Annotated in this window: 8 protein-coding genes and 1 pseudogene; 1 reads left to right on the forward strand and 8 read right to left on the reverse strand. The window is 59.3% G+C overall.

Features of this window, described 5'->3' with window-relative positions:
* Positions 1–188 precede the first annotated feature (188 nt).
* The 6 genes from EN857_RS06050 to rfbA are packed head-to-tail and all read right to left on the reverse strand — an operon-like array spanning position 189 to position 9,167.
* Complete coding sequence (locus EN857_RS06050) at positions 189–1,169, reverse strand: NAD-dependent epimerase/dehydratase family protein (RefSeq protein ID WP_127309980.1); 981 nt, start codon at positions 1,167–1,169, stop codon at positions 189–191.
* Entirely contained in the window at positions 1,166–5,647 is a 4,482-nt protein-coding gene (locus EN857_RS06055; RefSeq protein WP_135858108.1) for a glycoside hydrolase family 99-like domain-containing protein, read from the reverse strand. Before EN857_RS06055 ends, EN857_RS06050 begins: the two co-directional genes overlap by 4 nt.
* A complete protein-coding gene (rfbD, locus tag EN857_RS06060) occupies positions 5,644–6,627 on the reverse strand; it encodes a dTDP-4-dehydrorhamnose reductase (RefSeq protein ID WP_127391630.1) in 984 nt (327 codons plus the stop codon). The genes EN857_RS06055 and rfbD overlap by 4 nt, the downstream gene beginning before the upstream one ends.
* Positions 6,624–7,706 (reverse strand): dTDP-glucose 4,6-dehydratase, encoded by a 1,083-nt coding sequence (gene rfbB / locus EN857_RS06065; RefSeq protein ID WP_135858206.1) that lies wholly within the window; start codon positions 7,704–7,706, stop codon positions 6,624–6,626. The genes rfbD and rfbB overlap by 4 nt, the downstream gene beginning before the upstream one ends.
* 23 nt (positions 7,707–7,729) lie before the next feature.
* A complete protein-coding gene (gene rfbC, locus EN857_RS06070) occupies positions 7,730–8,284 on the reverse strand; it encodes a dTDP-4-dehydrorhamnose 3,5-epimerase (RefSeq protein ID WP_127309983.1) in 555 nt (184 codons plus the stop codon).
* Positions 8,277–9,167, reverse strand: a complete 891-nt coding sequence (gene rfbA / locus EN857_RS06075; RefSeq protein ID WP_127391631.1) for a glucose-1-phosphate thymidylyltransferase RfbA — start codon at positions 9,165–9,167, stop codon at positions 8,277–8,279. Before rfbA ends, rfbC begins: the two co-directional genes overlap by 8 nt.
* 177 nt (positions 9,168–9,344) lie before the next feature.
* Between rfbA and EN857_RS35505 the strand changes: the two are divergent.
* Positions 9,345–10,006, forward strand: a pseudogene (locus EN857_RS35505) (IS30 family transposase).
* Positions 10,007–10,329: 323 nt separating this feature from the next.
* On the opposite strand, the gene EN857_RS06085 reads toward EN857_RS35505, so the two are convergent.
* A complete protein-coding gene (locus EN857_RS06085; RefSeq protein ID WP_128346306.1) occupies positions 10,330–11,280 on the reverse strand; it encodes a glycosyltransferase family 4 protein in 951 nt (316 codons plus the stop codon).
* A complete protein-coding gene (locus EN857_RS06090) occupies positions 11,277–12,134 on the reverse strand; it encodes a glycosyltransferase (protein WP_245493352.1) in 858 nt (285 codons plus the stop codon). Before EN857_RS06090 ends, EN857_RS06085 begins: the two co-directional genes overlap by 4 nt.
* Between the last annotated feature and the right edge of the window lie 625 nt (positions 12,135–12,759).

Raw genomic sequence — 12,759 nt, forward strand, 5'->3', positions numbered from 1 at the left:
GACGCCTACGGGCCCCTCTTAGCCGCTTAACCCCTACATAAGAAGCCCCTGTGGCGGCGCGGGCACAGCCTTGATGAGTTCGCTGCTAGACGCGGGACCCAAGTCGCCCAATTAAACCTTGACTTATCGCAAGTGATATCCCTTGGGTGCTCAGGCCCGACATAGGAAGCCGCGCGGAGGCGTGTGGCTCAGCCATTGCCCGCTGTCGCGAACTGCCCCGGAATTGGGCTTTGGCTCTGCCGCCAGCGATACGTGAGGGCGACGCCCTCATCAAGCGTATGAACCGGGCGCCAGCCGAGATCGCGTTGGATCTTCTGTATATCGAGAACGTTTCGGCGGACATCGACTCCACGGGCCGGCGCGTAGACAAGTTCCGCCGGAATGCGAAGAATGGCGGATATTTTGGTCGCCAGTTCGATTACGCTTGTGCCCACGCCGGAGCCAACATTGTAGACTTCCCCAGCGCTTCCACGAAGGCCGAGCAAGATCAATGCCTGCGTGACGTCGTCGATATAGACGTAGTCGCGGATATTTTGGCCATCGCCCCAGATCTCCACCGGCGTTCGGCTGGCTATCCTGTCGAACAGGGCCGCAATCAGCCCTTGGCCTTTCGCCGCCGACTGATATGGGCCAAATGGGTTCGAAATCCGCGCGATTACACTGTCGACCCCGTGCAGGGATCGATAGAGATTGAAATATCGCTCGATTGCGAGTTTGACCGTTCCGTAGGATGAGATTGGCACATTCGCGTGCTCCTCAGATATTTGTGCCGCGTCGGTCTGACCATAGACGGTGCCTCCTGACGAGGAAAAAACCCATCGACAGTCCACGCCCTTGGTCGCCTCCAACAAACCTACGGTGGCCATCAGATTGGCCTCGATCTCAGCGACGGCCATGTCGGTTGCTGCCGTCGGGCGTGCGGAACTGGCCAAGTGAAAGACTATGGAGCCCTCCATCGCGGCGAGAAGTTGGCGGGGCGGGGTGGCTAGATCGCCAAGAATAATGATGCTCCCCCTAGGCCAATGCTCGGACGCATAACGGGCAAAGCAAACAAGCTCAAAGCCTTGCTCCGCCATGGTGCGTGCGAGGTTGATCCCGATAAAGCCTGAAGCTCCTAGGATAACCGCCTTCCTACGCACGCTGGCGTGCTGCGGGCGCTCCTGTGTCATGCCGCATCCGAACCTTTGACGCCGAGATAGGTGCGAACGTGCTCTAGCCAGGCATCAGCCTTCCTGCGCGTTTCGGCGGAAACTAACGCAAGTGAGCGTGCCACTTCCTGCGCCCGCCGTACCTCGCTCAGATGCGTCTCCGCCATTTCGGACTGTGTGACGCTCTGCGCGTGTCGTCGGTGCCAGTTGAGCTGCTTCGCGCTGAATCGCATCTTTCCCTGTATCAATACTCTGAGATAAACGAGCCAATCTCCTGCTACGCGAAAGCTGAACAACTCGTCGCCGATTTCGGCAATCGCTTTGCTGATCGCAACTCGACGGAAAACAGCTGCACTGACGTTCGGAATCGTGTTTTTTATGCTCATCGCCTCGCTGATCTCGGCTTGGCCATTCTTGGTATAATCGGACAACCAATCGTCAGAGATGTCACGGGTGTAGTCGATATAGCTTTCTGCGAGCACGCGGCCTTTACCGTCCAACTGCCCAGATTGGCTATACGCAAGCACAAGGGACGGATCAGCGAAGGCGGGCACCAGCTCTTCGAGAAAGCCAGGCTCGGCGAAATCATCGGCTTCCGCGATCCAGACCAGATCGCCACGGCTACGACCGACGCCCTTCGCCCATTGACGAAAGACCGATCCCGAATTCCGGCTGCTGATGGACAGTTCCACATCCAATTCACTGTGCTCAGCGCGGAAGCTGTTGATAATTTCAACACTTCTATCCGTCGAGGCGTCGTCCAGCACGATAAGTTCATAGATCGGATAACTTTGGGTCGCGATACTCCTTAGCCGTTGCAACAGGTGGTTCGCGTAGTTGTAGTTCGGAACGACCACCGATATGCGCTGGAACCCTGTAGCGTGATGAAGAAGGTCCATCAGATATTGCCGCATTGATCCAACCGTAACGAGGTCGTGTTGGACAGGACCGTCCAAAATCCCGCTTAGCTGAATGGCAAAATCTTCAACGTCGAGCTTCTTCGCGAGCCTACCTCCACTATCAAGGATGAAATCGGCTGCGCCGGTTGCATCCTGAAAGGCCACGACCGGAACGCCGACTTCCGCGGCTTCTAGAACGACATTCGGAAACGGATCCTCGCGTGACGTCAATGCGTATGCAGACGCTCCGGCGTAGTATGCCATTGGGTCTTGGACAAATCCGACGAACTTGACGCTATCCTTCAGCTTCTTCTGAGCAAGAAGCGTTTCAATCGTTTCCTTCATCCCCTGGTCGAAATGACCAATCCAAATGAACGCTGTACCGGGATGCGAGCTAAGAACTTTTTCTGCCACTTCGATGAAAAGGTCCGGCCCCTTTCGGTGATCCACGAAGGCTACGGCAAGAACATAGCGGGTGCCCGGCGCAAAGCCATGCTGATCACAAATAAGACGACGTGCTTCCTCGGACTGGCCTTTGAACGGGTTTCTCCGCACGAGGCCCTGAGGACGGATCAATGCTTGCCTGAGCGGTTCGCCGAGGAAGCTCTCGAATCCGGATTGAACGATAGACGCTGCAAAAACGATTTTGTCGGCGTGTTCGGCGATGGCGAGGGCGTGCCTGTTCAGACTGTAGGACTCCAAGACTCCAGGCAGTTCGTGAACTAGAGAAACCGTGCGGAAGCCAGCTTCCTTTAAGACCGGAACCATCAAGCCAGATACCGTGGTGTTTACAATAGCGACCTCGGCACCAGCATTCCGTATCGCCTCCAATTTTCGGCGCACCAATTCCACTGGCTCGCTGTCGAGAGCCACGCGGTGCAGCGACGCAACCTCGGCAAAGCGCGAAAGCATAGGGCCATCGCCGAGGACGATCATATCTACATCATATTGCAGCTCCCCAAATTCCCGGGCCATCGCCAGAGCGAGCAATTGTGCACCATGGGGATGGGCATCGTGGGACACGATTGCTATCCGGGGCTTGGGCTTTCCGTTCGCCGCCTCCAAGGAGTCGCGGGTCGCTTGCAGGTAAGCATGGCCGTTTGCGCTATCGGGCTCCAGATGAGCGCCTTCCGCCCACTCGTTCCAGGCATTGACGAAGACCAGCCGCTCGGATGGTTCGTCGACATGGGTCAGCGCGTCCTCAATGGCGTTATCCAGCCATCTGCGGTAGAGCGCGGGGGTGTTGTTGATGAACACAGTGCCGCCGCCCTTACGGCGTGCCGAGTTGTCCCAGCCGGGGCAAACCGAGCGGAAGAGCTTGTACTTGCGGGGCGGATAGTTCTCGCTGCGCTGCAGAAAAACCGACCAATCATAGACAGTCGTGGCAAAATCCTGGCGCAGCGGCGCCACAGTGTGCGTGACGTTTGGCGGCGCGGAATTGTTTGGCGGAAATTCCACGGCGGCATCGAACCCGTAACGTTTGGGTGGCACCGATTCGAAGGATTGGGTGTAGGCGAGAAAAATCTCGCCAATACCGTTCGCCCGGCACCATGTCCGCCAACGGCGCGCTGTCTTGGCTGCCGCCGGAAGCAGGCTTGGGCGGTAGACAAGCAGCAGCGGCTTGCCGTCGATTCGGATGTAGCGAGGGTCGCGAAGATAAGGCGCAACCTCGGCTATGAAGGCTAGGTCGTCCCGGGGTGAGTGGTCCTGGGCAATGAGTATCTCCTGGTCCATCCCATCCCAGCGACGCGACCAGTTCTCGTTGGCCCAGCAGAGGCAGAACGGCATGTCGAGGCTCTTGTCCTCGAGCCAGTTTTCGAGCGGCTTTTCCAATAGCCTCTTGCCGCCGAACCAATAAAAATAGAAGCAGAAGGCCTCCACTCCATAGAGTTTTGCCAGCTCGATTTGGCGGCGCTGCACGGCGGTGTCGCGCAGATCATAGTAGCCAAGCGCATCCGGTACATGCGGCTGGTGGTGGCCGACAAATTGCGGCTGGGCGGACCTGACATTGGTCCATTCTGTGAAGCCATGCCCCCACCATTCATCGTTTTCGGGGATCGGGTGGAACTGCGGCAGGTAGAACGCGACGACGCGCACCGGCTTCTGAAGCAGCGGCGGCGCTTCGAGACGCGGCACATAGACAGGTTCAGGAGCAAAGCCCGGGCCAGAGGTGGCCGACCTATACGATGCCGCTCCGTTGTCGCCCAAGGGTGCGTTGGGCGCCTCCAAGCTTCTCCAGGCACGGTAGGCATTCGTAACGCCAAACAGCGAAGGGAAGGTTGAAAACGCCGCTCTCTTCAGCTTCCGCTTGGCGTTGATCGGCAGCGGCAGATTGTGCCAACAGGCGTAAGCGGCGCGAGCCGCGAAACGGCAAAACTTGATGGGTGAATTGCCGATCGCGCGAACACGGCTCCCAATTGCGCGCAAAGGCCTGGTCAGTCGCCATGACGTGCTGGCGTAGACGGCATCAAGAATACCATGCAACCGGATTTCCTCGGAGCGCGCATTGTCGCGATCGGCAAGGAGCGTGCTGGCGTCCACATGCACCGTCGACAGTTCCGCTTGCAAAGCGTGTATCTCTTCTGCCCTCGCAGCGAGTTGGGCTCTTGCGCGTGCGATTTCGCCGGAGCGGCTCTCGACCTCTCTGCGCGACTTGGCGACTTCTTCGAGGAGCGCCTGCGTCTGCATTTCGCGATGCTCGCCCTGTTCCCTGTGGCCCGCGATCTCCTCTTCCATCGTCATCGACTGTAACGACCACGGATTTCCAGCTTGGCTGGCAGCGTTCAGCACCGTACCATCAAGTCGAAGGATGCTTTGCTCGACGGCCGCGACCTCCCCGGCTACATGGCGCCGCCCCAGGACGTTCTCCTGGGACGGCCGTTTAGTTATGATGCAAAGAGAGTTCAGGAACTCTATGGAATGGATGGACGCAAGCGAAGGCTCATCGAATGCGATCCCGTACCGATTGGCGAATGCTGCAAGTGCATCCGTTCGACGGTGATCCAGTCCCCAATGCTCGTGATTTACCAAGTCCAGCAATCGCTTGAAAAACGATATCGAGGAAAGCGGATCGTAGAGGCCACCTTCGAAATCCTGCCAGTAGCTGGTATGCAAATCCTCGATAACGAATATCCCACCGTCTAAGAGGTGAGGAAAATAACGCGCGAATGTCCGTATGACGTCGGAAGATATATGCGACCCATCGTCTATGATCACGTCGAATGTCTCGGATCGTGCAACAATACTACTCTGGATCTCTTCCGAGTTAGCATCCCCGACGACAACGTCTATCCTCTTGTCGTCGAAACGCAGCAGACCGCAATTCTGGTTGATATCGCAGCCGAGAATAATTTCCGCCTTTGGAAAATACTTTCCCCATATCTCAAGTGAGCCGCCATTCTGGATACCGATTTCGAGGATCCGAACCGGCTTGCTTCGATATTTCGAAAAAAAACGGTCATATTCACTCAGGTAGATCGACCATTTGTCCGACACCTTGCCGTCATGGGCATCATAGAGCCGGCGAAGCGACCGTGTACGGGTATTGGTAGCTTCCGCTTTCGGAACGCTGTTCTTCGCTGGGGTCGTTGGTTCGTTCATCGTTGAAGGCTGTCCTTGATTGGCGCCGAACCGCTTCGAGGTAGCCCCGACAAGCGATCCGTAGCACTGTCTCTCGATCGACGCCCTAAGTTCCGACTATTCCCTACGAGGTGGGCAACCACTATCTCCGCCGACGCCCTCCACTTCGGCGCCGTCCACCCGAACGCGACCGCGAATTTTGCCGTCGATAGCCGCGAATTGGCTGGGCGGCGCGCCTTTGTCGGATAGTCTCTGGTCGCGATTTCGCGCACCCCAGCATGCGGGCCACCCAACGCCTTGCTTATTTCCAGGATATGACGGGCGAAGCCGCTCCAGGTGGTCTCGCCGGTTCCCGCCAGATGGTAGATGCCGAACGAAACAAAGTCCTTGTCGCCGTGCAGAACTGCCGCCACATGCAAGATCGCATCAGCGATATCGAGCGCAGACGTCGGGGTTCCCCACTGGTCGGCCACCACCGCGATCTCGTCGCGGTCGCCAGCCAGCCTCAGCATCGTCTTGACGAAGTTCCTGCCGAAGGGGCTGTAGACCCAGGCCGTGCGCAGGATCAGGTGGCGTGGATTGGCTGCCGCCACCGCTACTTCTCCGGCGAGCTTGGAGGCGCCGTAGACGCCGAGCGGCGCTGGCGCATCGGTCTCCACATAGGCGCCGTCCTTGGTGCCGTCGAAGACATAGTCGGTCGAAAGGTGGATAACCGGAACGCCAAGCCGCGCTGCCGCCTCTGCGACCGTGCCGGCGCCTTCGGCATTCACAGCAAAAGCCAGGTCGGGCTCGTCCTCGGCCTGGTCGACGGCGGTGTAGGCAGCTGCAGAAACGATGATATCGGGCCGCGATGCTTCGAGCGCCTTGAACACCGTGTCGGGCCGCGCAAGGTCGAGTTGCGGCCGGCCAACGGCAACGACTTCCATGTCGCTCCGTCCTTGCGCCGCCTCCAGCAGGCTCGCGGCGATCTGGCCCTCGCGTCCGGTGACAGCGATCCTCACGACGCGCCCTTCCTGTCTTCCACCGCGGCCTGGCCCAGCCGCTCACCGGCATAGCGCTGCTCGCGAATCGGCCCCCACCACCATTTGTTGTCGAGGAACCAGTCGACAGTCCTTGCCAGGCCGCTGTCGAAATTCTCCTTTGGCGACCAGCCAAGATCGCGGCCGATCTTGGAGGCGTCGATGGCATAGCGGCGGTCGTGGCCGGGGCGGTCGGTGACGAAGGAGATCAGGTCGCGGTAGCGCTTGCCGCCAGCGCGCGGCCTTCGCAGGTCGAGAAGATCGCAAATGGTCTCGACGACGCTCAGATTGGTGCGCTCGGAATTGCCACCAACATTGTAGCTCTGGCCCGGTTGCCCCTTTGTCGCGACAAGCTCGAGCGCGCGTGCGTGATCCTCGACGAACAGCCAGTCGCGCACATTGGCGCCGGCGCCGTAGACCGGCAGCGGCTTTTCGTCGAGCGCGTTCAGGATGACCAGCGGAATGAGCTTTTCGGGAAAGTGATAGGGCCCGTAATTGTTCGAGCAGTTGGAAAGCACGACCGGCAGGCCATAGGTCTCGTGCCAGGCGCGCACCAGATGGTCCGAGGCCGCCTTGGAGGCGGAGTATGGCGAGGACGGCGCATAGGGCGTCTCCTCAATGAACATGCCACCGTCGAAGGGAAGATCACCGAACACCTCGTCGGTCGAGACATGATGGAAGCGGAAGCGGGTCTTGCGGTCCTCCGGCAGGCCGCGCCAGTATTCCAAGGTCGTATTCAGCATTCGGTAGGTGCCGACGATGTTGGTCTCGATGAAGGTGCCCGGCCCGTCGATCGAGCGGTCGACATGGCTCTCGGCTGCCAGGTTCATGACGATGTCGATGTCGTCGCGACGCAATATGTCGAGCACCGCCTTCTCGTCGCAAATGTCAGCCTGCTCGAACCTGTAGTTGTGTGCATTCTCGATCGGCCGCAGCGAGGCGAGGTTGCCGGCATAGGTCAGCTTGTCGAGATTGGTCACGCGACAGGCCGGATTGGCGCACAAATGCCGGCATACGGCCGAGCCGATGAAGCCGGCACCGCCAGTCACCAGGAAATTCACGCGGCCCTCCTCACGAAACCCTCTCATGCGAACACCTCCGCCATGCCAAGGACCGGCGCGCTGAGATCCTTTTCCGAAAGCTGGAACCCGCCTGATATCGCAGGCCATTCGATGCCGATGGCCGGGTCGTCGTAACGGATCGACCGGTCGTGCTCGGGCGAATAGGTGTCGGTGACCTTGTACAGAACCTCGGTGTCGGGCTCGAGCGTGACGAAGCCGTGCGCGAAGCCTTTCGGCACCAGGATCTGGTTGCCCTTCTCGGCCGATATTTCGAGGGCGACCCATTGCCCGAAGCTCTTGGAGCCGCGACGGATATCGACCGCAACGTCGAGGATGCTGCCGCGGACCACGCGCAGCAGCTTGTCCTGGGCACGCGGCGGTAGCTGGTAGTGCAGCCCCCTCACCACGCCCGCTGCGGCGGAATAGGAGTGATTATCCTGCACGAAGCGCAGGTCGATGCCGGCCTCCGCAAAGCGCTCGGCATTGTAGGTTTCGATGAAGAAGCCGCGTGCGTCGCCGTGCCGCTTCGGCACGATCTCCACAACGTCGTCGAGGCCGAGCGGCCTGATTTCAAGCACCCTGGTCCTCCGTCAGATCCATGACCCGCTTGCGAAGATAGGCGGCATATTCGTTCTTTCCGAGGCGCATGGCGCGCTCCAGAACCTTGTCGGCGGCAAGCCAGCCCTGCTCGAAGGCGATCTCTTCCGGGCAGGCGACCTTTATGCCCTGGCGGTGTTCGATGGTACGCACGAAGGATGCGGCTTCATGCAGGCTGTCATGCGTGCCGGTATCGAGCCAGGCATAGCCGCGGCCGAGCTGATGGACCTGCAGTTGCCCGCGCCCAAGATAGACATTGTTGACCGCCGTGATCTCGAGCTCGCCGCGCGCGGAGGGCCTGATCGTCGAGGCGATGTCGATGACCTCGTTATCATAGAAATAAAGGCCGGTGACGGCCCAGTTGGACTTCGGCTTCTGCGGCTTCTCTTCGATCGTCAAGGCAGTGCCGCTGACCCTGTCAAAGGATACCACGCCGTAGCGCTCAGGATCGTCGACATGATAGGCGAACACGGACGCACCGCTTTCGCGCGCCGCCGCCGTGCGGCAAAGCTGCGACAAGCCTTCGCCGAAATAGATGTTGTCGCCGAGGATCATCGACACGCTGTCCTTGCCGATGAACTCGCGGCCGATGATGAACGCCTCGGCAAGACCATTGGGGTGGGGCTGTTCGGCGTAGGACAGCTCCAGCCCGAATTCCGAGCCGTCGCCCAGCAACTCCCGGAACACCGGCAAGTCGCGCGGAGTTGAAATGATCAGAATCTGGCGAATTCCCGAAAGCATCAGCACGCTCAGCGGGTAATAGATCATCGGCTTGTCGTAAATCGGGAGTATTTGCTTAGAGACGGCTAATGTTAGCGGATAGAGACGAGTGCCGCTGCCTCCTGCAAGGATAATTCCTTTCAACAAGCTCTCCCTTGAAAACCGAGGCCCCCGCCCTGACAACAAGTTGCCCGTGCTTAGGTTTCAAGCAATGGCTTGTCAATCTTCCCGCTCGGGCAGCGTCCAGGATCATCCCCGTTTGTCCTGATCGGTTAGTGGACAGTATCGGTCAAGCTGCAGCGGAAATGGTCGCCAGAGCAGATTGCCGGCTGGCTCAAGCGCACCTACCCAGGGGAGCCGCATAATCAGGTGTCGCACGAAACGATCTATCGCAGCCTGTCCATTCGGGCACGTGGAGTGCTGAAAAAGGAACCGCTGGAGCATCTTAGAGCCAGGCGCACGATCCGCCGTTCCCCGCACGCCAGCATGAAGCGGAGTCGGCTGGGCCAGATCAAGGATGCAATCTCCATCAGCGAACGGCCCGCCACCGTCGAAGATCGAGCAGTTCCCGGCCACTGGGAGGACGACCTCATCTCCGGGTCCAAGAACAGCAACGTGGCGACGCTGGTCGAGCGTCACTCGCGCTGTGTGACGCTGATCAAGGTCGCCAATAAAGATACCGAAAGCGTCGTCTCAGTCCTAATCAAGCAGTCGCAGAAATTGCCGGAGAGCTCTATCAATCGCTGACATGGGACCGAGGCAAAGAGCTTGCCGACCACCAGCGGCTGACAATGGCCACGGACGTCGAGGTCTACTTCTGCGATCCTCGATCGCCTTGGCAGCGCGGCTCGAATGAAAACACCGACCGACTGCTGCGCCAATATCTGCCACGTGGCACCGACCTATCCCTGCACAGCCAGGCAAAGCTCAGCGCCATCGCGCGGCAGCTCAACGGACGCCCCAGAAAGACCTTGCTCTATTAGACCCCAGCGGAGAAGTTCGCTGAGTGTGTTGCAGCGATCGGTTGAACCCGCCGCCCCAAAGCGGCCATTCGCTGCGAACGATGTCTATTGAGCTGGGGGGCGAAAACCGTGCCTCCAAACCCGCCGCCCGGCAACACCTCTGAAGGACGAGCGTCTGCGCGGGAACAATGATAGTCGCCGCCATCGAATAGCGAAGGGCGCCCATACCAGGCCTCGATTGCCTTGCACAGCGTCATCTCTGCTGAGCGAGGTATGGAAGATCCGGGAAATCTCGAATGGCGCTACAAAGGTCAGGTTTGGCAGAGCACATCTGAAGCAACATCTCACCGGCCCGACCGCTCGCTTGCAGCAAGCAACGAGGCAAACATGTGCGCATAGTTTTCGGCCAGCTCTCCCCAATCCCACTCTCGGATCGTCTCGATCATGCGGGCGGCCATCTGCGACCCCAGCGACGGCGTGTCCCGCAACAGGGCGAGCTTGTTCGCGAGCCCCTCCGCAGTTCCATCGAAGAACAGCCCGTTGTCGCCATCCCGAATCAGCTCGGGCATGTTTCCCACACGGGTCGTTACCAAGGGGACACCGCACGCCGCCGCCTCCAAGCAAGGATTGGGAGTGCCTTCGCTGCGACTGGCGCAGACATAAACGTCGAGACCCCGATAGAAGTCGAGCATTTCGTCATGGCTGCGCCAGCGTTGCTCCCGAACCGCAGTCAGTAGTCGCACGCCCGGCACGGCAGCGACCGCGGGCTCGATGACGTCGTGGAAGCCCCGATGCGCCGGACCATGGTTGCTCAGACTTCCCGCCCATCCAACGCGGAGCTCGCCAGCCCGGGGTTGCTCTTGTGGGGGACAAAAGAATGTCGTGTCGACCCCATTGGGCGTGTAGTGGACCGGAACACGCAGTAGAGGACCGTATTCGTGCTCGAGCTGCCGATTATTGACAAACACAGCGCGCGCCAGCCGGTGCAGGGTGGCGAGCCCCGGCTCGCGGAATTCGCCCTCGAGCTCTCTGTGGCTGCAGATCCCGATGAGCAGCCTGTCAGACCGCCGGGCGAGGGCCGATTCCGGCAGGGGCAGTTTCGAGATTTGGAGCCAATAGAAGATGAGCACGATGTCCGCCGCGTTCACGTCGGACTCAGTCACATCATGCTGAAATCGTTCGACGATCTCGAACCTTCTTTCCAGCACGCGCCGGAGATTTTGGGTCTTGCGATCGATCGCCCAGCCGGGTCGGTCCGCGATCGCCAGGATGCGGGGGAGGTGTACATCGCTCACGGGGCGTACCGCTCAAGCCAGTGCGCCGACCATGGATTGGCCTCGTTCAGATCGTCGTCCGTCGCAGTGGCGCGCATCTGGCTGGCGTCCGGCAGCCGGATATCCTCTGATCGCAAGCGAGGTCGCCATCCGTGCCAACCAAGACCATTGACCTCCTCGCTCAGGTACCGGCGGCCAGCATACTTGCGCGCGGCGTGCTCTGCACTCAGGAACAGATAATGCTTCATGCGAAAACGCTCGGGGTAGAGCGTCACCGGCCCCCCGAAGCGTACGCGATGGCCGCCTGACCACGCAATCTCCATGGGGCCGTCCTGTTTCTTGTACGCACGGACGCAGTGTGGGGAGGTCGGCCGGAACGGGTAGTAGGTCCGCAGCGTGTATTGATAATTGGGATTGTCGTGATTGGGGGCTTCCCTGGTAGGAATGAACGTGAACTCGGAAGACTCGATCGCGTTGCAGCCGAGTGCGTCGGCTGCCGCAATGGCGGAGACCAACGATGAGTACGAAGTCGGCGGAAGGTGGATCTCGTCAGCGTCAACATGCATGAACCAGTCTGCTTCGAGCGACTGAAATAGTTCCTCTTTGCGACGAAGAAGGTGCTCCCAGCAATACCAGCCGTTATGCGGGATACTTTCGAATCCTATCAATCCAGCCCCGCAGTAGCGCTGGGCAATCTCAAGCGTTCGGTCCGTCGACTGATTGTCGCAGACGTAGACCTGCACGCCTTGACGAAAGAGGTTCTCAAGACATTCGGCGATGAACCGTTCTTCGTTCCGTGTTGTAAGGACCGCGACGACTCGCGGGGAATTCCTATCACGCGCAGCATTCGCAATGTGAGTGTTGAGATCGACCAAATCCCTCAATCCTTTGTCGTATGCTTCCGGATGTCATTCTGGCCGATCAACTGATAGGGCGCAATGAACTTGGCCGGAATGACGGTCTAAAGACTCACAGCGGCCATGCCAAGGCGCTATCACTCTCTCACCTGAAGTGCAACGCGCGCTCATAGCGGTCCCCGTCGCGATCGCAAGTCTCAGGAACAGCGCGTTCGGAAACAGGCAAAACGGCCCCTTATGGCGCCTCCACGCCTTGCTGTTTCTGTCGCAGCCTCCGCATCCGACAATCACATCCTGGCTCATCACATTCCGTTTCGGGAAGGAGCAAACCGCTCCTACCTTTCTTCACTGCGCAACCGCAATAGGGCATCGGATTCCCATCAAACGGCAGCGCATTCCTGGACAATTCGATCCCGCGAAACGACAATCGGATCCCGCGCAATGCACAACGGATTTCCCTGTTAGATCGCCGCCGACCTCTGACTTTGCCGGATACTTGGTCGAATTTCCCTGATCTGAAGCAGGGAAATTTCCCCTAAATTATCTAAAATTGCACGATAATATCGCTGCCTCGTTCCACGCATCAGGCACCTCGCGGGAATTCCCGCTTTTTTGCCTGTTGTCTGGAATATCAAACGGAGAC

Origin of the sequence: Mesorhizobium sp. M4B.F.Ca.ET.214.01.1.1, assembly GCF_004791545.1 — a bacterium.
GTDB lineage: Bacteria > Pseudomonadota > Alphaproteobacteria > Rhizobiales > Rhizobiaceae > Mesorhizobium > Mesorhizobium abyssinicae.